Annotated in this window: 23 protein-coding genes; 14 read left to right on the top strand and 9 right to left on the bottom strand. The window is 66.4% G+C overall.

What is annotated here, in order from left to right; all coding sequences use genetic code 11:
- Positions 1 to 67: 67 nt before the first annotated feature.
- The 4 genes from AZG88_RS48875 to AZG88_RS48890 all read right to left on the bottom strand — a co-directional run bounded on the left by AZG88_RS48875 (position 68) and on the right by AZG88_RS48890 (position 3,688).
- Positions 68 to 877 (bottom strand): SDR family oxidoreductase, encoded by an 810-nt coding sequence (locus AZG88_RS48875; protein ID WP_025433206.1) that lies wholly within the window; start codon positions 875 to 877, stop codon positions 68 to 70.
- A 123-nt stretch (positions 878 to 1,000) separates the two neighbouring features.
- Entirely contained in the window at positions 1,001 to 1,696 is a 696-nt protein-coding gene (locus tag AZG88_RS48880; protein ID WP_005251444.1) for a TetR/AcrR family transcriptional regulator, read from the bottom strand.
- Between the two features lie 44 nt (positions 1,697 to 1,740).
- Positions 1,741 to 2,502, bottom strand: a complete 762-nt coding sequence (locus AZG88_RS48885; RefSeq protein WP_061041943.1) for an SDR family NAD(P)-dependent oxidoreductase — start codon at positions 2,500 to 2,502, stop codon at positions 1,741 to 1,743.
- Positions 2,503 to 2,542: 40 nt separating this feature from the next.
- Positions 2,543 to 3,688: an acyl-CoA dehydrogenase family protein gene (locus AZG88_RS48890; protein WP_005251441.1), complete on the bottom strand. Its 1,146-nt coding sequence runs from the start codon at positions 3,686 to 3,688 to the stop codon at positions 2,543 to 2,545.
- Between the two features lie 134 nt (positions 3,689 to 3,822).
- Here AZG88_RS48890 and AZG88_RS48895 point away from each other — a divergent pair, with 134 nt between their 5' ends.
- The 12 genes from AZG88_RS48895 (at position 3,823) to AZG88_RS48950 (ending at position 14,875) form a co-directional block, all read left to right on the top strand.
- Entirely contained in the window at positions 3,823 to 4,422 is a 600-nt protein-coding gene (locus AZG88_RS48895) for a TetR/AcrR family transcriptional regulator (RefSeq protein ID WP_037182564.1), read from the top strand.
- A gap of 82 nt (positions 4,423 to 4,504) precedes the next feature.
- On the top strand, positions 4,505 to 5,848 hold the full coding sequence (locus AZG88_RS48900) for an HNH endonuclease (RefSeq protein WP_061701602.1): 1,344 nt from the start codon (positions 4,505 to 4,507) through the stop codon (positions 5,846 to 5,848).
- A gap of 97 nt (positions 5,849 to 5,945) precedes the next feature.
- On the top strand, positions 5,946 to 6,353 hold the full coding sequence (locus tag AZG88_RS48905; RefSeq protein WP_231914491.1) for a hypothetical protein: 408 nt from the start codon (positions 5,946 to 5,948) through the stop codon (positions 6,351 to 6,353).
- Between the two features lie 22 nt (positions 6,354 to 6,375).
- Complete coding sequence (locus tag AZG88_RS48910; protein WP_231914492.1) at positions 6,376 to 6,855, top strand: DUF3558 domain-containing protein; 480 nt, start codon at positions 6,376 to 6,378, stop codon at positions 6,853 to 6,855.
- A gap of 3 nt (positions 6,856 to 6,858) precedes the next feature.
- The gene (locus tag AZG88_RS48915) at positions 6,859 to 8,187 is read left to right on the top strand and encodes a hypothetical protein (RefSeq protein WP_061701605.1); all 1,329 of its coding nucleotides are present in this window, start codon (positions 6,859 to 6,861) and stop codon (positions 8,185 to 8,187) included.
- The gene (locus AZG88_RS48920; protein ID WP_061701607.1) at positions 8,184 to 8,933 is read left to right on the top strand and encodes an ESX secretion-associated protein EspG; all 750 of its coding nucleotides are present in this window, start codon (positions 8,184 to 8,186) and stop codon (positions 8,931 to 8,933) included. Before AZG88_RS48915 ends, AZG88_RS48920 begins: the two co-directional genes overlap by 4 nt.
- A 16-nt stretch (positions 8,934 to 8,949) precedes the next feature.
- Positions 8,950 to 9,423, top strand: a complete 474-nt coding sequence (locus tag AZG88_RS48925; RefSeq protein ID WP_005251430.1) for a DUF309 domain-containing protein — start codon at positions 8,950 to 8,952, stop codon at positions 9,421 to 9,423.
- Positions 9,423 to 10,061 (top strand): LON peptidase substrate-binding domain-containing protein, encoded by a 639-nt coding sequence (locus AZG88_RS48930; protein ID WP_005569482.1) that lies wholly within the window; start codon positions 9,423 to 9,425, stop codon positions 10,059 to 10,061. The genes AZG88_RS48925 and AZG88_RS48930 overlap by 1 nt, the downstream gene beginning before the upstream one ends.
- Before the next feature lie 193 nt (positions 10,062 to 10,254).
- Positions 10,255 to 11,478 carry a cytochrome P450 gene (locus AZG88_RS48935; protein WP_005251428.1) on the top strand — a complete coding sequence of 408 codons (1,224 nt, stop codon included), beginning with the start codon at positions 10,255 to 10,257 and terminating at the stop codon, positions 11,476 to 11,478.
- A 33-nt stretch (positions 11,479 to 11,511) separates the two neighbouring features.
- Positions 11,512 to 13,110, top strand: a complete 1,599-nt coding sequence (locus tag AZG88_RS48940; RefSeq protein ID WP_061041951.1) for a phytoene desaturase family protein — start codon at positions 11,512 to 11,514, stop codon at positions 13,108 to 13,110.
- 70 nt (positions 13,111 to 13,180) lie between these two features.
- Positions 13,181 to 14,020, top strand: coding sequence for an alpha/beta hydrolase (locus AZG88_RS48945; RefSeq protein ID WP_061701609.1), 840 nt, complete (start codon positions 13,181 to 13,183; stop codon positions 14,018 to 14,020).
- Between the two features lie 51 nt (positions 14,021 to 14,071).
- Positions 14,072 to 14,875 (top strand): transglutaminase-like domain-containing protein, encoded by an 804-nt coding sequence (locus AZG88_RS48950; RefSeq protein WP_061041953.1) that lies wholly within the window; start codon positions 14,072 to 14,074, stop codon positions 14,873 to 14,875.
- Between the two features lie 4 nt (positions 14,876 to 14,879).
- Here AZG88_RS48950 and AZG88_RS48955 read toward each other — a convergent pair whose 3' ends face one another.
- Positions 14,880 to 15,260: a MarR family winged helix-turn-helix transcriptional regulator gene (locus AZG88_RS48955; RefSeq protein WP_061041969.1), complete on the bottom strand. Its 381-nt coding sequence runs from the start codon at positions 15,258 to 15,260 to the stop codon at positions 14,880 to 14,882.
- A gap of 64 nt (positions 15,261 to 15,324) precedes the next feature.
- Here AZG88_RS48955 and AZG88_RS48960 point away from each other — a divergent pair, with 64 nt between their 5' ends.
- Positions 15,325 to 16,821 (top strand): MFS transporter, encoded by a 1,497-nt coding sequence (locus tag AZG88_RS48960; RefSeq protein WP_061701611.1) that lies wholly within the window; start codon positions 15,325 to 15,327, stop codon positions 16,819 to 16,821.
- 48 nt (positions 16,822 to 16,869) lie between these two features.
- On the opposite strand, the gene AZG88_RS48965 is transcribed toward AZG88_RS48960, so the two are convergent.
- From AZG88_RS48965 to AZG88_RS48975, 3 genes are all read right to left on the bottom strand, one after another.
- Positions 16,870 to 17,841, bottom strand: a complete 972-nt coding sequence (locus AZG88_RS48965) for an alpha/beta hydrolase (RefSeq protein ID WP_025433210.1) — start codon at positions 17,839 to 17,841, stop codon at positions 16,870 to 16,872.
- Between the two features lie 172 nt (positions 17,842 to 18,013).
- Positions 18,014 to 18,565 carry a gluconokinase gene (locus AZG88_RS48970; protein WP_005573887.1) on the bottom strand — a complete coding sequence of 184 codons (552 nt, stop codon included), beginning with the start codon at positions 18,563 to 18,565 and terminating at the stop codon, positions 18,014 to 18,016.
- Positions 18,566 to 18,598: 33 nt separating this feature from the next.
- Complete coding sequence (locus tag AZG88_RS48975; RefSeq protein WP_005251408.1) at positions 18,599 to 19,993, bottom strand: GntP family permease; 1,395 nt, start codon at positions 19,991 to 19,993, stop codon at positions 18,599 to 18,601.
- Between the two features lie 167 nt (positions 19,994 to 20,160).
- On the opposite strand from AZG88_RS48975, the gene AZG88_RS48980 reads away from it, so the two are divergent.
- Entirely contained in the window at positions 20,161 to 20,892 is a 732-nt protein-coding gene (locus AZG88_RS48980; protein ID WP_005251406.1) for a FadR/GntR family transcriptional regulator, read from the top strand.
- A 37-nt stretch (positions 20,893 to 20,929) separates the two neighbouring features.
- Here AZG88_RS48980 and AZG88_RS48985 read toward each other — a convergent pair whose 3' ends face one another.
- A complete protein-coding gene (locus tag AZG88_RS48985) occupies positions 20,930 to 22,381 on the bottom strand; it encodes a sugar porter family MFS transporter (protein ID WP_005251404.1) in 1,452 nt (483 codons plus the stop codon).
- Between the last annotated feature and the right edge of the window lie 180 nt (positions 22,382 to 22,561).

Consider the following 22,561-nt stretch of genomic DNA (forward strand, 5'->3'; position numbering starts at 1 on the left):
GGTCTGCAACTGCTGGGCGCGATCGGATAAGTCGAACAGCGACATGCGGACTCCTCGTGCGGTCGGATCAGGACGGCTGGGCGAGGAGCGAGGCCTGGTAGCGGCGCATTCCCCGGATCCATCGGTCGTAGTCGGCGCCCTTGTGCCGGTACATCTCCAGCACTTCAGGGTGCGGAAGGATCAGGAACTGTTCGGCTTCCATTGCGGCGAGCACGCATTCGGCCACCGCGGATGGCTCGAGCACCGAACCCGCGGTGGTGACAGCGCGTGCGGCGGTGGCCGACAGCGCGGCGTCGTCGGTGAGCAGCTTGGTGTTGACGCCCATCGGGCACAGGCAGCTGACGCGGACGCCCTTGTCGCCGTAGGTGACGGACAGCCATTCGGCGAATCCGACTGCGGCATGTTTGGTCACCGAGTAGGGGGCGGAACCGATCTGGGTGAGCAGCCCGGCGGCCGAGGCCGTGCTGACGAAGTACCCCTCGCCGCGCTCGATCCAGCCAGGGACCAGGCGGCGTGCCGCACGGATGTGCGCACGGACATTCACGTCGAGGGCGAGGTCCCACACCGCGTCGTCGGGTTCGAGGTCCTCCCCGGCCGCGACACCCGCGTTGGCGAAGTAGAGGTCGACGGGGCCGAACGCCTCCTCCGCGGCGTCGATGACCGACGCGATCTGTGCGTCCTCGGACGCGTCGGCACCGCGGGCGATCGAGGCCCCCGGACGCGTCGCGTTGATCCGGTCCGACACCGCCTGGGCCGATGCGGCATCGAGATCGGTGACGACGACCCTGGCCCCCTCGGCGGCGAGCCGCTCCGCGAGTGCACCGCCGATTCCACCTCCACCACCGGTGACGATGGCGACCTTCTGCGCAACCTGCACGAGATTCCTCCCTCGAGGGGACACGGACGTGCCCCCAGTCTTCCACAGAAATCACCTGAACCCGGTGTCGGATTCAGTTTCGTCGACCCGGGTGTCCCACGCGCTCACGCCGCCGGAGAGAGCTCAGCTCCGATCGGGGAACCTCAGTCCATTTGCCCAGATGCGCGTCGTGGTGAACACGACGTCGTCGAAGTCGACGGGAGTGCCGTCGGTCCCGTTCACGCTGGCCACGAACACGTTGTACGCCAACCGGCTGACCATCCCCGACAACGCCCGCGAGGCCAGCATCGGGTCGAGTTCCTTGTCTGCGATGCCCCGCGCCTGCAGTTCCGCGATGCCCCGCGCGTTGCGCGCGATGAACGCGTCGGCCCGCTGACGCCGCAGGTCCGCGAACGCCGGGTCGATGTGCGCGACCTGCTCGAGCAGCCCCATCAGCTTGGCGTTACGCCGATAGGCCTCCAGGTAGGCGCGGTTACTCGCCTCCAGGACGGCGTACGGGTCGTCGGTGTCCTGCACCCGCTTCATACCCGGGTGCATCATGTCTTCCTGCGCCACCTCGAGCACAGCGGCGAACACCTGCTCCTTGTTGTCGAAGTACGTGTAGAACGACCCCGTCGAACAGTTGGCTTCCTTCGTGATGTCGGTGAGCCTGGCGTCGAGGTACCCGGACCGCTCGAACACCGTCCGCGCGGCCGCCACCAACGCCGCGCGCGTACGTGCACCACGCGGGGTCGCCGGAGGCTCCCGCAACAAATCGGTGGCCGCCATCGACGGGGCGGGCTGGTCGTCCCACTCTTCATGGACGGTGCGCGTGGTCATTTCCTACTTATACGCCAGCACAGCAGCCCCGCCCAACCCGACGCTCAGGTGATGGTGATGCCGCCGTCCACCGCGATCGTCTGACCGGTGACGTATGCAGCGGCATCCGACGCGAGCCAGACCACGGTCGCGGCCAGCTCCTCCGGATCGCCGAGGCGACCGAGAACCAGCCGCGATTTCATCGATTCCAGATACCCGTCCTGGTACTGGTCCGTCATCTCCGTCTCGAAGAAACCGGGAGCGATCGCATTCACGCGGATCCCCTTGCGGGCACCCCACTGCTGCGCCAGGTCGCGGGTGAGGCCGATGACCCCGGCCTTGCTCGCGGCGTACGCGGCCTGCGGAAGTCCCGCGGTCGTGAGGCCGAGCACGCTCGCGATGTTCACGATCGCGCTGCCCGGCTTCATGACCTTGCCCGCCGCCTGCGCCGCCCAGTAGGAACCGTTCAGGTTGATGTCGACGACCTGCCGGAACTGCTCCGGCGTCTCCCGCGTCGCGGGGACAGCCGTACCGACGCCGGCGTTGTTGACGAGCACGTCCACCCGGCCGAACTTCTCCATGGCCGCGTCGATCATGTTCTGCGCCTGAGCCGGGTCGACGATGTCCGTCGCGACGCACAACGCCTGACGCCCCGCTGCCCGCACCAGTTCGGCGGTCTTCTCGAGACGGTCGGTGCGACGTGCTGCCAGCACCACATCGGCGCCGGCCTCCGCCGCGGCCTGCGCGAACGCGACCCCGAGGCCCGACGACGCACCGGTCACGACGACCACCCGATCGGTCAAGCTGAACTTGTCGAGAACGGACATACGAAGCGACTCCTTTGTCGTCGGGCTACGGGGTACGGGTTCAGAGGCCGAGGTCGCGGCCGATCAGTTCCTTCATGATCTCGTTGGAACCGGCCCAGATCTTGGTGACACGGGCATCCATCCACGCACGGGCGGCACGGTACTCGGTCATGAATCCGTAGCCACCGTGCAGCTGCACGCAGTGGTCGAGGACCTCGTTCTGCACCTGAGCAGTCCACCACTTGGCCTTGGCGGCGTCCACTGCGGTGAGCTCACCGTCGGCGTGTGCGGCGACGCAGTTGTCGACGTAGGCCTGGGTGACCTCGACACGGGTGACGAGGTCCGCGAGGAGGAACTTGTTCCACTGCAGCGAGCCGATGGGCTGGCCGAATGCCTTGCGGTCCTTGGCGTACTGGATCGTCTCTTCGAGGATCGGTGCGGCGTGCGCGATATTCGAGACAGCGGCGCCGACACGCTCCTGCGGCAGCATCTCCATCATGTGAATGAATCCGCGGTCGATCTCACCGATGATGTTCGTCGACGGGACCCGCACGTTCTCGAAGAACAGCTCGGCGGTGTCCGACTCGTGCTGGCCGACCTTGTCGAGCTTGCGTCCGCGCTCGAAGCCCTCCATGCCCGTCTCGACGGCGAACAGGGTGATGCCCTTGGACTTCTTCTCGGGGCTGGTGCGCGCCGCGACGATCACCAGGTCGGCGTTGTAGCCGTTGGTGATGAACGTCTTGGAACCGTTGATGATCCAGTCGTCGCCATCCTTGACCGCGGTGGTCTTGAGCGACGCCAGGTCGGAACCGCCGGAGGGCTCGGTCATACCGATTGCGGTGAGCAGCTCACCGGTGCAGAACTTGGGCAGCCAGCGCTGCTTCTGCTCCTCGGTCGTCAGCTGCACGAGGTACGGCGCGACGACGTCGGCGTGAATACCGAAGCTCGACGACACGGCGGCGCTCGCCCGCGAAAGCTCCTCGGCGAGAACCGCGTTGAACCGGTAGTCGCCGGCCTCGCTTCCGCCGTACGCCTCGGGGACCTCGAGGCCGAGGAATCCGTTGCGGCCGGCTTCGAGCCAGATCTCACGATCGATGAAGCGCTGCTCGATGAGCTTGTCGGCCACCGGCAGGAGGTTGCGGTTCACGAACTCCCGGGCCGATTCGCGGAATGCCTCGTGATCGGGGCCGTACAGGGTGCGTCGCATGACCGCTCCTTTTTCGAAATCCAGCTGTGGTGTGTCCACGCTTGTAAGCGTGTGCTTATTTTCTAAGCGCTTGCTTATACTGATCGTGCGGCGCGGTATTGTCAACAGCCGCGCAGCCGAGGATGGAGAAAGACATGAGCGAATCACCGAACCAGGTGATCAGCCCTTCCAAGGCTGCCGCCCGCATCCGAGCCGCAGCCGTCGACGCGTTCGCGACCAGCGGTTACGGGGGCACCACGACCCGCGAGATCGCCGCCCGCCTCGACATGAGCCCCGCCGCGATGTACCCGCACTACCGATCCAAGGAAGAACTGCTCTTCGCGATCAGTTACGAAGGCCACACCGCGGCGCTCGACGTTGTCGTGAGTGCAGACCTCCCCGACGAGGCGCCCTCGACGAGACTGCAGGCGCTGATCGGCGCGTTCGCGAGCTGGCAGGCCACGCACCACGCACAGGCTCGCGTCGTGCAGTACGAACTCAACGCCCTCACACCCGAGCACTATCGCGACGTGGTCAAACTGCGCCGCGACATCACCCACATCGTTCGTGCCGTCGTCGACGCCGGGGCAGCATCCGGCGAATTCACGGTGCCCGACGGCGAAGGTGTCACCCTCGCCCTCATGTCGCTGTGCGTCGACATCTGCCGCTGGTTCCCGGCCGGCGCCTACACCGAGCCGGAGGCCGTCGCAGACCTGTACGCAGACCTCGCCATGCGCATGGTGGGTGCCGGCTAGGTATTGCCAAGGTCCCGCGGGGTCGGCTAATATAGAACATACGTTCGATTCGGGGGAATCGAACGGTAGCCGGGGGGTCGGGGTGGATGCAGCAGCGGTGACCGCATTTCTGGCCGAGTTACCGAAACTCGACCGGAATATCGACGACGCGACACGGATCGACGTACTCCGCACACTCGAAGAGGTGAAAGCCTCTTGCGCGGGCGTGCAAGCCCGGGTGACCGCAGATCTCGACGCCTCCATCCGCGCCGCACGAGCAGACCGCGAAGTGCCGGCCGCACAGCGAGGGCGAGGCATCGCCAACCACGTGGCGTTGGCACGGCGGGACTCACCGTTCCGAGGTGGCCGTCATCTCGGTATGGCGACCGCTCTCGTCCACGAGATGCCCTGCGCCTTGGCGCTGCTCGAACGAGGGGTACTCAGCGAGTGGCGGGCAACGATCCTCGTCCGCGAAACCGCGTGCCTCACCCGAGAAGACCGCACCGCACTCGATTACCTGCTGTGCGCCGACCCGGCAACATTGGACGGGCTCGGCGACCAGGCGGTGTGCGCGAAAGTTCGCGCGGCCGCTGCAGAAGTCGACGCCGAGGCCATGGTGCGACGGGCCCGCAAGGCGGTATCGGACAGGAGGGTCACCTCCCGTCCCGCACCGGACACCATGGCGTACGTCAGCGCTCTGCTGCCGGTGGCACAGGGGGTCGCGGTGCACGCGACTCTCGCCCGTGACGCCGATTCCATCCTCGCCGCCGGTGACGAGCGAACGCGGTCGCAGATCATGGCCGACCTCCTCGTCTCCCGAGTCACCGGCACGCCCCACACCGCGACGACACCTCCGATCACCGTCAACCTCGTGATATCCGACCGCGCGCTCCTCGACCGAGGGTCCGAACCCGCCTACGTGCAGGGGTACGGGCCCGTCCCCGCGGCACTGGCGGGGCACTGGATCAGGGAGGCAGTCCAGGCCGCGATCGATCCAGGCACCGGGGACGAGGCGCGGGTGACTCTGCGCCGCCTGTACGCGAACCCGCACTCAGGAGCCCTGACGGCGACCGAGTCCCAGGCCCGCTGCTTCCCCGCCGGGTTGGCGAGGATGATCGATCTCCGCGATCGAACCTGCCGGACACCGTGGTGCGATGCGCCGATCCGGCATCACGACCACATCCAACCCCGCGAACACGAGGGCCCGACCACCGAACACAACGGAGCCGGCCTGTGCGCGGCCTGCAACTACGCCAAACAAGGCGCAGGGTGGAACGCCATACCCCACCAACTGCCCGGCGGACTGCACAAGATCGAGATCCGCACCCCCACCGGACACCGGTACCGATCAACCGCACCACCACTCCCGAAACCGTTGCCGTTCCGTGAGGTTCAGATCAGCTCGCCGGTGGAACGCATCCTCATCGAATACCTCCACGCGGCCTGAACATCGGGTCGCTGCGCACTAGACCGAGTGACGCACCCGTGCGGTAGCATCTCCGCACGCGGCCGTGGGGGTCCTGTCGAGTACTGGGGGGATGGGAATGAGCAAAACACTGCGTCTGGAAGATGACGCAATCCAACGATGCGTGGGCATCTGCAACACGATGATCGAGCAGATGGATCAGGCGATTAAGAATGCCGACCAGTTGAGGTACGTCTCGGGCTTTGGTGGATTCGACTCAGCCAAGGAACTCCAAGGTCGATACGACGCCAAGTTCAACGGCGGCGATGGCTCCGGTTCCGTCAGGGAGCGCCTCAACCAGTTTCGTCTCGTCATCGAGACTATGCGGGACACCTTTCAGGCCGGGGGCGACGCGTTTGCAGATACCGACAGGCCATCGGGCGGGCACTGGTCGGAATCCACGGAGAAATCGAACAATGAAACGCAACGCAATCGCAATAACTGCACTCTCATTGGCACTCTTGGCAGGGTGTGGCACCGAGGTTGAACCTCAATCGGAAATTGAATCCGTGGTCACGCCTACCCGGGTTCCCCGGCACGTCGACCAGTCCGATCGCCCTCAAGTCACCTTCGACCCCTGCCTCGACATCCCAGACACCACGATTGCCCAGTCCGGATACGATCCGGCGAGCGAGACGAACGCCGACTTCAAAGGTGGCACCTACACCTTCCTCGGCTGTGGCTATGACACTCCACAGCGCCGCTACGTAATGAACGTGCTGTCCGGGAACATCACGTTCGCAGAAGAACAAGAGAAGAAGAAGGACCACTCGACACCCATCGATATCAACGGTCGTCGCGCGATCTTGATCTTCGATCCAAGTGTGTCCGACGCGTGTGACCTCAGCATCGAAACCTCTTATGGCATCCTCGGCTTCACGCGCAGCGTGTTCGAGGGAAACGGCCAGCATGCGCCCGAATCCGAGTGGTGCGCAGGACTCGAGGACACCGCCCGGATCATTGAGCCACTTATCCCTAAGGGGGATTGACCGATGGCACCGAAGGACCCACTCGCTCCCTTCTTCGACGCGGTGCTGCCCAATGGCGCCGGCGATCAGCACCGCACCAAGTTGCAGAGATCGGCGGAGCAACTCGGGTCAGACGAAATAGACCCTCCATACATCACCACGATGGAGAGTTTCGAGGGCTGGCAACACTCAGAGATTTACGCGAAGACGCAGGAAATGAACCCTGACGACATCGGCGGGCTCGCTCAGGCTTGCCACGCCATCGTCGGCTCACTACCTATCGGCTTCGGCTTCGCCCTTCTCAAGAACACGATTGCCGAAAAGTGGGAGGGCGCGGCCGCCGACGCGGCGCTGGCGGCGACAGATACCCTTGCGGGTGCGAGTGACCAATTGACCTCGGGAGTGCAAGCAATTGGCGTGAAGCTCGACATTCTCAGCAGTGCTGCGCAGGATGTGAAAAACAGCATCCCAGCACCGATGTCGGAGCAACCCCTCAGCCTTCTTCCCCTCACACCCACCGCCGCCGAAGCTCAGGAAGCAGCGCGGGATGCGGCGAGGGAAGAGGCCATTCGGAAGCTGCAGAACATCTACGTCCCGAACTACCAGGACGTGGGCACGAATGTGCCGGTCCTTCCTGCACCACGCTCACCCAACGGCAGGGTCGATTCCGTCGATCCGAATGTCGCTGCGCCGAGCTCGGGCAGTCCCGGTTCCTGGGGCACAGCCGACAGCAATACCTCCTCCGCGTCGGGCGAGGGTGATTCGTCGGCGGATAGCGAGAGCTCCGCGGACGGGGATTCCGCAGGGGATGATGCCGCGGCTACGTCCGCAGCGAATGCCGAGGCCGCTGCCAGTATGGGCGCCGGGGCTGGATCCGGCTCGGCCGCACAGACTGCCGCCGCGAATGCGCAGAATGCGGCCGGTTCCGGTTCGCAGTCGGGCAGCGGCGCGGGTGCCGGGGGTTACGGTGGCGGAATCGGCGGAGGGTCGGGGTCCAGTGCCGGGGGATCGGGCGTCGGGGGTTCGGCGTCGAGCGCGCGCCGGAAGAACGACAAGCGCGACTCCGAGTCCAACTCGAGTGGTGTGGTTCCTGGTGGCCCGATCCCGTCCGGTGGCGTCGCGGCCGGCGCAGGGGCTGCTGCCGCTGCTGCAGCGGCGACCCCGGTGAAGCCGAGCATGAGTCGTCCCGGAATGGGTATGGCACCTGGGATGATGGGTGCGCCCGGCCGAGCGGGCGGCAGCGGCGATGGCGATACGGAGCATCAGACGCCGAGCTATCTCATCACCGTCGACAATGGCAACGAACTGATCGGCAAGCTCGACCCCGTCGCACCCCCGGTGATCGGCGCATGAACTGGCGGCTGACGTCAGCCCAATTCATGTGTCTTTGGGAGGCAACCGATCTCGACCGGATGCCGTACCCGCTGCAATACCGGTCCGCAGCTGCGACGGAAGATCAGTACGCCGTCCAGCAACGCGAGCTGGAGCAGTGGCGGACCGCGCTCGACGAACCGAAACTGGTCGCCGCGATCCAGGCGCTCCGGGATCCGCATCTGTCCGTCACGGTGCTCGCCCCCTCCCCCGAACTCGACTCCGGGCTTCGCCGGAGGGGCAGCATCCGTGGCCGGGTCGCCGTCGTCGCCGAACAGCTGCGTGGAGCACCGGGCCGCGGCGACATCCGGATCGACGCCGGCACCGAGGGCGTCGACTGGCTGACCACCCAACTCCTGAAAGACCTCCCCGGCTGCGCGCCCGGACGAACCCCGTCCCTGACCGCTCACCCCGACGACCTCGAGAATCGAAGCAGCGGTGCGTCCGTCCTGCAGAGCGCCCGAGCCTCCGACGGCACTCTCCTGCGAAGGATCGTCGGCCGGCCGCGGACCGGAATCGGATACATCTGCATCCGGGGTGCGCGCAGTGGGCTCGACGAGCCCGTTCTGGGCGAACTGACCTGGATCGACGTGGAAGCGGACGGCCGGTACCTCTATCACCAGGACGACCGTGTTCACCTGCGGTCCGCGACAGTCCGGTTGGTTCGCGACGAGCTGTCGAAACGTGTGGCCGCGGCCCTCGCCAACCCTTCGCCGACCCGCGACTGAGCGTTACCCTTGTCCCATGACCGATCGGGACAGGGACGGGACGGGGAAACCCCTTAACGCACGCCCCCGCGACGAACTCGGCCGACCCCTGCCCCACGACGCCGAGGGTGTGCCGCGCGTCCCCGACGACCTGCGGTTACCACCCGACGAGGCGATCACCGAGGCTCAGCGGCTACTCGACCACGGCATGCCGTTCCACGCCCACGAGATCCTCGAGGGAACGTGGAAGATCGCCCCCGAGGACGAGCGGGAACTGTGGCAGGGGCTCGCACAGCTCGCGGTGGGTCTCACCCACCTGATGCGGGGCAACAAGACCGGCGCGCGGTCACTGCTGCGCCAGGGCCACGACCGGATCCGGCATTACGAGGTGGAGGCGCCGCACGGCCTCGACATCGCCGGCCTCCTGACGTGGTCGGAACACCTCACGGACGAGATCGATCGCGTCGACCCGCTGCCGGCGACGCCCGTACCCCGATTGAGAATCCCCTGATGACTCTGCTCCCCATGTTCCCGCTGGGCTCGACGATGCTGCCCGGTCAGCAGCTCCCCCTCCACGTCTTCGAACCCCGCTACCAGGAACTGGTTCGCGACTGCCTGGACGCACCGGACGGCCCCCGTTTCGGGGTCGTTCTCATTGCCCGCGGCAACGAGGTGGGCGGCGGCGACGTCCGCCACGATGTCGGCACCATCGCGCGGATCGAATCCCACGCGTCGATCGGCGACGGGCGGTACGAGCTGTTCTGCCGCACGGAGGAACGGATCAAGGTGTCGAAGTGGTTGCCCGACAACCCGTATCCGATCGCCGAGGTCGATGTGTGGCCGGACGAGAACACCGGCACCCAGACGGCGGACTACGAATTCCCGTCCCTCATCGAGAGACTCGAATTCCTGTACGGCCTCCTTCGCCGTCTCGCGACGGAGACCGGCAACGTCCCGCCCGACGTTCCCGTCATCGGCGCTTTCCGCGGGTCGCTCGGCACGCGGCTCTACGAGATCGCCACCTACATTCCGATGGGGGACGCCGACCGCCTGCAGATCCTCGCTGCGGCGGGCGCAGACGAACGCTTGCGGGAGGTCTCCGAGGCGATCGAGAATGCCATCGAAATGGTCCAGTTCCGGCTGATGTGACCTAGCCCTCCCCGGGGTTGGTCAAGAGCACTCCGGGAAGGGTGTAGTGTTGTCAATGCAACGCGGGGTGGAATCCTGTCCCCGCTACCACTGGAAACGGCTCCGGAGATTTAATTCTCCGGGGCCGTTTTTCGTTGTTCCACATCCTCCAGGACTAGAACGTATTCTCGTATGTGAGGCCTCAGGAGGGACAGTGCAGCTCGCCGACGTCGATCTCTACAACCCGGACACCTTCGCGAAGGGCGTGCCCCACGAGATGTTCGCAGTGTTGCGGCGGGAGGCACCGGTCTACCGGCACCTCGACGAGCGCGGCGACCCGTTCTGGTGCGTCACCCGGCATGCCGACATCGTGACGGTGAACCGGGACGCCGAGACGTACTCGTCCTGGCGAGGCGCCACCTACATCGACGACCTGAGCCCCGACGACCTGGCGGGCCAGCAGCTGATGATGTTGAACATGGACCCACCGGACCACACGGCGCTGCGGAAGATCGTGAGCAAGGGCTTCACGCCCCGCCGCATCGGCCAGCTGCACGAGATTCTCGCGCGGCGGGCCACGACCATCGTCGACGCGGTGATCGAGCGCGGCGAGTGCGACTTCGTGGTCGACGTCGCGTCCGAACTCCCGCTTCAGGCGATCGCCGATTTCCTGGGCGTGCCCCAGGAAGATCGCAAGCTGATCTTCGATCTGACGAATCAGATGATCGGCTCGTCCGATCCGGAATTCCATCTCGAGGAAGGGCAGGAACGGGCGGCGGCGGCCCAGATGTTCGCGTACAGCCTGGAGATGTTCGAGGACCGCAAGAAGCACCCGCGCGACGACATCGCGACAGCACTCATCCAGGCCGATGTACACGGCGAGAAGCTGGGCGAACTGGATTTCAACATGTTCTTCATGCTCCTCGCGGTCGCGGGTAACGAGACCACCCGCAACGCCATCTCACACACCCAGCTGGCGCTGATGGAGCATCCCGAGGAGCGCAGGAAGGTGCTCGAGGATCCGTCCAAGCTCGATGCTCTGATCGAGGAGGGGTTGCGCTGGGCCACACCGGTCATGCAGTTCCGCCGGACCGCGACCACGGACACCGTGCTGCACGACGTCGAGATCGCCGAGGGCGACCGCGTGGTCATCTGGCACATGTCGGGGAACCGCGACGAGGCGGTGTTCGACGACCCCTACACGTTCGACATCGACCGGCCCACCGGCCACTACTCCCAGCACATTGCGTTCGGCGGCGGCGGTCACCATTTCTGCCTCGGCGCCAACCTCGCTCGCGCCGAGATGAAGGTGATGCTGGGTGAAATTCTGCGTCGCATGCCGGACATGGAACAGACGGCACCGGCACAGCGCCTGCGCTCCAACTTCATCAACGGGCTCAAGCACATGCCGGTGACGTTCACGCCTTCGTCCCTCTGAGCGGAGCGCCGCCTTTTCTGACAGCCTGGGCGAGTGAACAACGTCGACGCAGTGGTCATCGGATCCGGTCCCAACGGACTCGTCGCGGCCGCGACCCTGGCAGATGCGGGCTGGGACGTCGCGGTCGTGGAGGCGCAGCCGACGCCCGGCGGTGCGGTGAGGTCGGCGGAACTCGTCCCCGGATTCACGTCGGACCTGTTCAGCGCGTTCTATCCCCTGTCCACCGTGTCGCCGGCGCTCCGCGGTCTCGATCTCGAGTCGCACGGTCTGCGGTGGAGTCACGCGCCCAGCGCGCTCGGGCACGCCCGCTCGGCCGCCGACGAGGACGCGCCGGTGATCCATCCCGACCCCGCCGACACGGCCGCCGACCTCGAACGCCGCCAACCTGGTGACGGCGCCGCGTGGACGGCGCTCGTCGAGCAGTGGCACGACATCAAGGAACCGCTGCTGAGCACCCTGTTCAGCCCGTTCCCGCCCGTGCGTGGTCCGAGCCGACTGCTGCGACAGCTGGGGACCGCCGAGTCGTTGCGGCTGGCCCGATTCCTCCTCCTGCCCGCACGGCGGATGGCCCATGAACTGTTCCGCAGCGAGGCGGCACGACTTCTGTTGCTGGGTAACGCGATGCACGCCGACACCCCTCCGGACGCACCGGGCAGCGGCGTCATGGGTTACATCCTGACGATGCTCGCCCAGGACGGCGGTTACCCCGTTCCGGTGGGCGGCGCGGGCGAGTTGTCGGCCGCGATGGTGCGCCGGGCCGAGCACGCGGGTGCGCACTTCCACTACGGCGACGCCGTGACCGGGATCGACGTCCGGTCGGGTCGCGCGGTGGGTGTGCGGACGGCGTCGGGTGTCCGTTACACGGCACGTCGGGCGGTGATCGCCGACGTCTCAGCGCCAGCACTGTACGGGTCGCTGCTTCCCGGCCACTCCGTCCCCGCCCGCGTGCGGGCCGACCTCGAGCACTTCGAGTGGGACACGCCCGTCCTGAAGGTCAATTACGCCTTGTCGCAGAAGATTCCGTGGCGTTCGCCCAGCCTGCGCGGTGCAGGCACCGTCCACCTGGGCGCCGACGACAACGGACTCGTCCGCTGGATGGCCGACCTGACCACCGGCACCGTCCCGTCCAGCCCGTTCCTGCTGTTCGGGCAGATGACGACCGCGGATCCCACCAGGTCACCGGAAGGCACCGAAAGCGCGTGGGCGTACACGCATCTACCGCGCGACATCACCGACGACGCGACCGCCGATCTGCTGGCCGCGCGGGTAGACGACGTCCTCGAGGCGCACGCACCGGGCTTCTCGGAGCGGGTCGTCGGACGGGTCGTCCAGCGCCCGTCGGATCTCGAGGCGGCCGACGCGAATCTCGTGGGTGGCGCCGTCAACGGTGGGACGGCGCAACTCCATCAGCAGCTGGTCTTCCGGCCGGGGCCTGGGACGTCCCGTTCGGAGACGCCGGTTCAGGGCCTGTACCTGGGAAGCGCCTCCGCGCACCCGGGTGGGGGCGTACACGGCGTGTCGGGCCTGAACGCCGCCCGCGCCGCGCTCGGCGAGGACGGACCGCGCGGGTGGCTGCGGCGGCGCACGTCGCGCGCCGTCATCGACCTGTTGTCGAAGGGACCGATACCCTAATTTGTCCCGTGCCGGGGTACCTCACCGTGCAATGATCTGAGTCGTCGAATTCGGACCACGAAGGGGCATCATGCAGCATCGAGAATCATCCTTCGCCGGCGTCGGCGGAATTCCCATCGTCTACGACGTGTGGCTCCCCGAGCGGCGCCCGCGCGGCGTGCTGGTGCTGTGCCACGGCTTCGGGGAGCATGCCCGGCGCTACGACCATGTGATCGAACGGCTCGGGGAACTCGACCTCGCGATCTACGCGCCCGACCACCGCGGGCACGGGCGGTCGGGCGGCAAACGGGTCCACCTGAAGGACTGGAGCGAGTTCACCGACGACCTGCACCAGTTGTTCGGCATCGCATCGACGGACTGGCCCGGCACCGACCGCTTCCTCCTCGGGCACAGCATGGGCGGTTCCATCGCGCTGACCTATGCGCTCGACCACCAGCAGGACCTGAAGGCACTCATGCTGTCCGGGCCTGCGGTCGACGTGACGAGCGGCACGCCGCGCATCGTGGTCGAGATCGGCAAGCTGGTGGGTCGCTTCCTCCCCGGAGTGCCCGTCGAGTCGCTCGACGCGAAGCTGGTCTCCCGCGATCCTGCGGTCGTGTCGGCCTACGAGGAGGATCCCCTCGTCCACCACGGAAAGGTGCCTGCCGGGATTGCACGCGGAATGATCCTCGCCGCCGAACGGTTGCCGGAACGTCTGCCGTCGTTGACGGTTCCCCTGCTGCTCCAGCACGGCCAGGACGACGGACTCGCGAGTGTGCACGGTACGGAACTGATCGCGGAGTACGTCGGTTCGGAGGATCTCACGGTGGAGATCTACGAAAACCTGTTCCACGAGGTGTTCAACGAACCGGAGAACGAGGAGGTACTCGACGACCTCGTCGCGTGGTTGCGGCCACGCGTGCAGGCCTGACTTCGGCGGGGGTGTTCTGCACCCCCGGACAATGGATGCCAGGATGGGCTGATGAAACGTCACGTCAGCGCCACTCTCGACATCGAGGTCACCGACGCCACCAGTCTCGAATTCAAGATCGCGGTGGCCCGGACCCCCGGTTCGGAGTTGTCGGAGTCGCTGACGTTCACCCTCGACGGGAACCGTGTGGAGGCACGAGAGATGGTGGCGGAGCACGGCACTCGCGTCCACCTCCTGGACAGCGAACCCGGTTCGCTGCACGTCGAGTACTCGGCTTCGGTTGCAGGTAAGGCCGATTCGCCTCCGGTCACCGACTACGACCTGTCGAAGTATCTGCGCCCGAGCCGATATGCGGAGGCGGACAAGTTCTTCGGTTTCACCGGCGGCGAATTCAATCTGTCCAAGCCGCACCCGGAACTACTGCAGGACATCACCACGTGGGTGGGATCGCGACTGCTGTACCAGGCGGGTTCGAGCAGATCCACCGACAGCGCCGTCGACACGATGCTGTCCGGGGCGGGCGTGTGCCGTGACTTCGCCCACCTCACGGTGGCGCTTCTGCGGGCCGTCACCATTCCGGCGCGGCTGGTGGCCGTGTACGCGCCGGGGTGCGATCCGATGGACTTCCATGCTGTCGTCGAGGCGTTCGTCGATCACGAATGGCGTGTGGTCGACGCGACCCGATTGGCTCCGCGTTCGGCACTCCTGCGGATCGCGACGGGTCGCGACGCCGCGGACACGGCATTCCTGGACAATCACGGAGGGGCGATCACGCTCGAGAACACCGTGGTGACAGCCGTCGTCGACGGCGAATTCCCGTCCGACGACTACGCGACACCCACCTCGCTGACCTGACGGGTCAGGTTGCGTCCGAAAGCCTTTCGGTGAGCACGCCCACCTGAATCTTCTTGGCGTCGGCGTGCACGTCGCGGCCGGCGTCGGTGACGTCGACGAACACGCCTCGCCGGTCCGCCTCGCACAGCGCCCGCGCGACCAGGCCTGCCTTCTCCAGCCGGGCCACGCTCCGGGACAGGGCGCTGGGGCTGAGGTACATCTCGGCCGCCAGATCCTGCATGCGCGGTCGCTCGCAGGTGGCGTCCATCAACCGGTCGAGCGTCTCGAAATCGCTCATGCTCAGGCCGTGAGCGTGTTGCATCTCACGATCCAACTCGCAGGCGATCGAGTTGTATCTGCTCGCGAGCAGCCGCCACGTGCCGCGCAGGTCTGCTTCAGAGCTCATGAACCGCACCCTAGCGCGCGCACGAAAAAGGTGCAAGCGAATTAAATGCAGACAAAATTAGTGCTTGCGCATTGATTGCACGTGCATCTACATTCTCTCTGTGACTATCAGCGACGCCACCCCGGACCTCGCCACCTCGTCGGGCGCCACCGCCACCCCGTCGACCGACCAGGCCTGGACACCCCGCCTCTGGGGCGTCCTGGCCGTACTGTGCCTCGTCATGTTCCTCGACGGTCTCGACGTCTCGATGGTGGGTGTCGCGTTGCCCTCCATCGGAACCGAGTTGGGGCTGTCCACCACCTCGCTCCAATGGATCATCAACGGATACGTACTCGGATTCGGTGGTCTGCTGCTGCTGGGCGGACGCACTGCCGACCTTCTCGGACGCCGCCGCGTCTTCCTGATCGCACTCACCGTGTTCGCGATCGCGTCCCTGGTCGGCGGACTCGTCGACAACGGAACGCTGCTCATCGCGAGCCGCTTCGTGAAGGGACTCGCCGCAGCGTTCACCGCGCCGACCGCGATGTCCATCCTCACCACCACGTTCAAGGAGGGGCCCGCCCGCAACCGGGCCTTGTCGATCTTCTCCGTCTTCGGAGCCAGCGGCTACTCGTCCGGCCTGATCCTGGGCGGACTGCTGACCAGCGCCGGGTGGCGCTGGACCTTCCTGATGCCGGTGCCGTTCGCGGTTCTCGCCCTGGTCGCGGGCGCCATCCTGATCCCCCGCGACCGCGCCGCCGACAACGGCGGACACGACATCGTGGGAGCCGCCACGCTGGTGTCGGGGATGCTGCTCGCCGTCTACACCGTGGTGTCGGCACCGGCCCGCGGCTGGGCCGACCCGCTCACGCTGGGGTCGTTCGCACTGGCCGCAGCCCTGCTGGCGTCGTTCTTCGTCGTGGAAAACCGGGTGGCGCACCCGTTGGTGCGTCTGAGCATCCTCCGGGTCGGCTCGATCGTGCGGGCGAACCTCAGCATCGTCGCGCTGTTCGGCTCCTACCTGAGCTTCCAGTTCATGATGACCATCTTCCTGCAGTCGGTGCTCGGATGGTCGCCGCTGGAGATGGCGCTGGGTCTCCTGCCCGCCGGCATCATCGTGGCCTTCGGATCGCCGTTCGTCGGACGCCTGATCGACGCGTTCGGCACGGCACGCATGATCATTGCGGCACTGACCTCGTTGAGCCTCGGCTACCTGTGGTTCCTCTTCGCGGGGAGCGACCAGCCCCACTACGCGGTCGCGATCCTGCCGAGCGTGCTGCTGCTGGGCGTCGGTTTCGCGCTGGGCTTCACGTCGATCATGGCCCAGGCCACGTCGGGCGTCGACGACTCCGAGCAGGGGTTGGCGTCGGGTCTCGTGCAGACGTCCGCACAGGTCGGTGCAGCGCTCGTGCTGGCACTCACCACCGCGCTCGTCACCGCCGGATCGCACGCGGCCACCGGCATCAGTGACGCCGGGTTCCACCAGTTCCACTCCGGCCTCGTGCTCGTCACGGGAGTCGCGCTGCTGGGATTGCTGATCACGGTGTCACCGCTGCTACGCAGGGTGCTCAACCCCGCATAGGACCCGAACGGCGGAACGGGTGGGCACAGGCCCACCCGTTCCGGTCGTTCAGGCCGAGTGCCGCTTCGACTCCGTGAGCGCGCGGGACGCGAAGTCGACGGTGAGCCCGATGATCGTGCGACTCTCCCGCAGCACCTTGCCGATCACGGGGAACGCGTGGATCTGCCCACTCCAGATGTGGGTCTCGATCTGCCGTCCCTCGCGATCGAACCTGTCGGTGATGATCTCGACGTCGGGCCGCATGATCTCGTATTCGGCGGCGGTGAGGAAGACGGGCGGGAACAGTGCCGGATCCGCGTTCACCGGGGACTGGGCTCCCGGAATCTGATCGGGCCCGGACAGCCAGCGATCCTTCAGCTTGGCCACCTGCGACATCGGCAGGTACGCGTCGCGTTTCATGAAATCGGGGTCGTGATCCTCGAGGTCGAGGTTGAGTAGTGGGGAGTACCCGATGACGGCCGCCGGGCGGGTGAGGCCCCGCAACGCGGCAACTTCCGCGACCTTCATCGCGAGGTACCCGCCCGCCGAGTCCCCCGCGACGATCACCCTGCTGGGGTCGTCGCAGACCTTCAACACCTCGGTATACGCGGTCATGGCGTCCACCAGGGACGCCCCGATCGCACCCTTGGGAAGCTGCCGGTACTCGACCGAGACGACAGGCGCACCCGAACGTGCGGCGAGCAGTCCGCACAGTGCCCGGTGGGTGGCGAGCCCGCAGAACACGAATCCGCCGCCGTGGAAGTAGAGGATGGTGGCGCCGTCCATCGACGTGATCGTGGGTCGCGGATGGGTGATCTTCTCGCACGGCACCCCGCCGAGCGAGATCGCCTCGATGTCGAGGCCCTTCGGCTTGGGAAGCCGGTCGATCAGCTCGTCGAGGGTCGCCAGCAGTTCGATGCCGCGGTCCGTCGTCGGCCATATCGTGAACAGCGGTTTGACGAAAGCCCTGGCAAACCAGAACGTCATGCGCGCCCGCCGACTGACATCCCAGTGCCACACGATCGATTCACGCGTTCGCATACTGCCCTCCGTTGTATCGGACGCTTGTCCAGCCAAGTGGACACCCTAGGGCGATCCGGAGAGAAACGCACCCGAAACTGTCACGTCCACTCCCCGAGACCTCCCGCCACGGTAAGTCGAAGTCGCCCGCTGCCGAGCGACTTCGACTGATTTTCGTCCGATTGCCGGAGGTTCACCGAGCCAGTCGCTCCTCCAGCCGAGCGATGATCTCGGTCGCCACCTGGGTGGGCGATCCGCCCACGTCCACCACGATCGCGTCCTCGTCCGGCTCGATCGGTTCGAGCGTCGAGATCTGTGTGTCCAGCAACGACGGGGGCATGAAGTGGTCGAGCCGGGCGGTCAGCCGTTCCCCGATCTGCGCCCGCGACCCGGCGAGATGCACGAAGACGACGTTGTCGCCCCGCAACACATCGCGGTAGCTGCGCTTCAGCGCCGAGCAGGTGATGACCCCGGGAAGACCGTTCTCGGTGTGTTCCCGAATCCACCCCGCGACGACATCGAGCCACGGCCAGCGGTCCTCGTCGGTCAACGGCTGCCCCGACGCCATCTTCGCGACATTCGCGGGTGGGTGCAGGGCGTCTCCCTCCTGCAGGTCCCAGCCCATGGCGCCGGCGATGATCCCGGCGACCGTCGACTTCCCGGACCCGGACACCCCCATCAGCACCAGGACCGGATCCGCGGTCTGCGGCGTGCGTCCTGCAGATTCGCGCGTACTCACGTGCATCTCACCAACCTCACTCGACATTTCTCAGCCCCTCTAGATGAATACGCTCAGTGCGAGGACACCGGCCAGACCGGTGACGGAGATGATGCATTCCATCACCGTCCACGTCTTCAGGTTCTGTACCACCGTGACACCGAGGTATTCCTTCACCAGCCAGAATCCCGCGTCGTTGACGTGCGACAGGAACAGCGAGCCGGACCCGATCGCCAGCACCATCAGCGAGACGTGCGTGGAGGTCAGTTCGGCAGCGACGGGTGCGAGGATTCCGGACGCGGTCACCGTCGCAACGGTGGCCGAACCGGTGGCGACGCGGATGAGCACGGCCACGAGCCAGGCGAGGAACAGCACGGGAAGGGCGCTGTCCTTGATCGCGTCGGCGATCACGTCGGCGATGCCGGTGTCGATCAGGACCTGCTTGAATCCGCCGCCGGCGCCGACGATGAGGAGGATTCCGGCGATCGGGGGCAGTGAACTCTCCAGCGAGACGGCGATGGCCTTGCGGTCCATGCCACCGCCCCGGCCGAGGAGCGCCATCCCCGCGAGCACCGCGAGTCCGAGGGCCACGACCGGTGTTCCGAGGAAGTCGAGCAGCGCCTTCGCGGGCGACTCCGAGTCGGCGGCGATGACGTCGGCGATCGCCTTGCCCAGCATCAGGACGACAGGCAGCAGGATTGCGGACAGGGTTGCCGCGAAGCTGGGCCGGCGACGCTCGGCGGCTGCCTCGGCGCCTTCCCGGTCCTCGACGGTCACGTAGAGCTCGGGGACGGGGACGTCCACCCAGCGTGCCGCCAGCTTGCTGAACAGCGGCCCGGCGATTACCACGGTGGGAATCGCGACGAGGACGCCGAGGGCGAGGGTGAGTCCGAGGTTGGCGTTCAGGGCCGCCACCGCGACCAGTGGCCCGGGGTGCGGCGGGACGAGACCGTGCATGGCCGACAGACCTGCCAGCGTGGGAATCGCGATCCGCATCAGCGAGAGTCCCGAACGCCGTGCCACCAGGATGATGACGGGCATCAACAGCACGAGGCCGATCTCGAAGAACATCGGCAGGCCGATCACGGCGCCGACCAGCGCCATCATCCACGGCAGCGACCGCGGGCCCGCTCGTCCGACGAGGGTGTCGACGACGCGGTCGGCGCCACCGGAATCGGCGAGCAACTTGCCGAACATGGCACCGAATCCGATGAGGATTCCGACGCTGCCCATCGTGGCCCCGAAGCCCTCGACGAACGACTTCACCGAGTCTTGCCCACCCAGACCTGCGGCGATACCGACGCCGACGGCGCCGATCGACAGCGCCAGGAACGGATGGAGTTTGAGCCAGGTGATCAGCGCGATGATGACGGCGACGCCGACGACGGCGGCCGTGATCAGCCGCGCGTCGTGGCCGGCACTGTCGGCCGCTGCGAGTAGTGACGCGGTACTCATTCTGTTGCTCCAGGGAGATCGGTGTTGGAATGACCCTTGTTCGTGACTCAGGTCACTCTGCCTCATAAACCATATGATTTCAAGGCCAAATCCGATTAAGTACTACTTAGAGTCTGAATCGCGCGCCAACGTGTGTTCAATGGGGGCAACCGTGGGAACATCGGCGGATGACCAACGCAGACGGCGGCGAGTACCGGCAATTGCACGAAACGGTGCTCGATCGGCTCGGTAGCGACATCGTGGCCGGAGTCGTCGCACCCGGCACCCGGATCTCCGCAGACGACGTGGTCACCCAGTACTCCGTCTCCCGCACCGTCGTCCGCGAGGTGGTCCGCGTTCTCGAATCGCTCGGACTGCTGGCCGTCCGGCGTCGCGTCGGGATCACCGTCCTGGGTGAGGAGCACTGGAATTCACTGGATCCGAGCGTGATTCGGTGGAAGCTGGCCGGCCCGCAGCGGTTCGAACAACTGTCGAGCCTGAGCGAACTGCGGTCGGGTATCGAACCGCTCGCCGCGCGTCTCGCGGCAACACGGGCGACACCGGAACAGTGCGGGGCGCTGACGGCGGCCGTCATCGGAATGTCGTCGACGTCCCGCGCCGCGGACACGGACGCCTACCTGGCCCACGACTCCGATTTTCACCGCACGCTGCTGACCGCGTCGGGGAATCCCCTGTTGCGCGCGATGTCGCAGATCGTCGTGGAGGTGCTCGAGGGCCGCACCCGGCACTCGCTGATGCCGCACGTCGCCGAGACCGAAGCAATCCGCCTGCACGGCGTGGTGGCGTCGTCCATTCAGATGGGCGACGCCGACGCGGCGGAGGCGGCCATGCGCGCGATCGTGAGCGAATCCGCGACGGCGGTCGAGCAGATGAAGGACGAAGAAGACACCCACGAGTGAGGTACTCGCGGGTGTCTTCCTCATAGCTCGGTGAGTCTTATGCGACCGAATCCGATTGCATGGCTTCGAGTTCCACGCCCTTCGTCTCCTTGACCCAGCGCAAGACGAAGACGAGTGACAGCACGGCGCACACGGCGTAGAAGCCGTAGGAGATTCCCAGCGAGAAGTCCTTCATGGACGGGAATGTCACGGTGATGAGCCAGTTCGCGGCCCACTGGGCGCCTGCCGCGAGGGAGAGGGCGGCGGCGCGGATGCGGTTGGGGAACGCCTCGCCGAGCAGGACCCACACCACGGGGCCCCAGGACATTCCGAAGGCCACCACGAAGAGGTTGGCGGCGACGAGGGCGATCGGGCCCTGCAGTCCGGTCAGGTGCGGCGTCGTGACGCCGTCCACGACGGTGGTGGACGCGGTTCCGAAGATGAACGCCATGGTCGCGAGCGTCACGGCCATACCGGCGGAGCCGATGATCAGCAGCGGTCGCCGGCCCACACGGTCGATGTACGCGATGGCGATGAGGGTGGTGGCGATGTTGACCACCGACGTGATGACCGTGATCTGCAGCGAGCTGCCCTCGTCGAAGCCGACGGCCTGCCACAGGACGCTGGAGTAGTAGAAGATCACGTTGATACCGACGAACTGCTGGAAGACGGAGAGTCCGATACCGATCCACACGATCGGCATCAGGCCGAACGCGGAGCCCTTCAGATCACGGATCGACGGTTGCGTCTCACGGGCCAGCGTCGACCGGATGCTCTCGATCTTGAGGTCCAGGCCCTTCTCGCCGAGCAGGACCGCGAGGATGCCGCGGGCTTCGCCGAGGCGGCCCTGGGCGATCAGATATCGGGGGGATTCGGGAATCGTCAGCGACAGCAGTCCGTAGGCCAGTGCGGGCACGCACATCGCGAGGAACATCCAGCGCCAGGCCTCGAGCCCGAACCAGAGTTCTTCCTGCGACCCGCCGGCGAGGGCAGCGAGGGCATAGTCGACCAGGAGCGAGACGAAGATGCCCGTGACGATCGCGAGTTGCTGCAGCGACCCGAGACGTCCACGCACCCGGGCGGGCGAGATCTCGGCGATGTAGGCGGGTGCGATGACCGAGGCCAGACCCACACCGATGCCGCCGACGATCCGGAACGTCACCAGCATCTCGACGTTGGCCGCGAATCCGGTGCCGATGGCGCTCAGCAGGAACATCACGGCAGCGGCCCGCATGGTGACGAGGCGTCCGTACCGGTCGGCGATCCGCCCGGCCAGCATCGCTCCCGCCGCGGCGCCCAGCAGTGCCGAGGCGATCGCGAATCCGAGGAGAGCGGAATCGACCTGGAACTTGCCCTCGATCGCCGACACCGCGCCGTTGATCACCGCACTGTCGTAGCCGAACAGCAACCCGCCGAGTGCGGCGACGACCGCGATACGGACGGGAACCGAAGTGCCCTCTGCTGTGTCGCCGGGCGATTCCGCGCCGGGCAACAGGACGTTTTCAGTCATAGGACTCCTCGTGAGCAAGGGGGTGATCGAGTCTCGGATCGAGCCGAGGCCTGCGCGAGAGCGCATTCGTTGTGGTGCGGAACACAGTAGGCAACGAAACGGGGAACCGTCAAGATATGAACACAAATAGACGATTTTCACCGCACAAATGTTCATCCTTGAACGCGATCACCGCGATGT

Source organism: Rhodococcus sp. LB1 (genome assembly GCF_001583455.1).
Taxonomy (GTDB): domain Bacteria; phylum Actinomycetota; class Actinomycetes; order Mycobacteriales; family Mycobacteriaceae; genus Rhodococcus_F; species Rhodococcus_F opacus.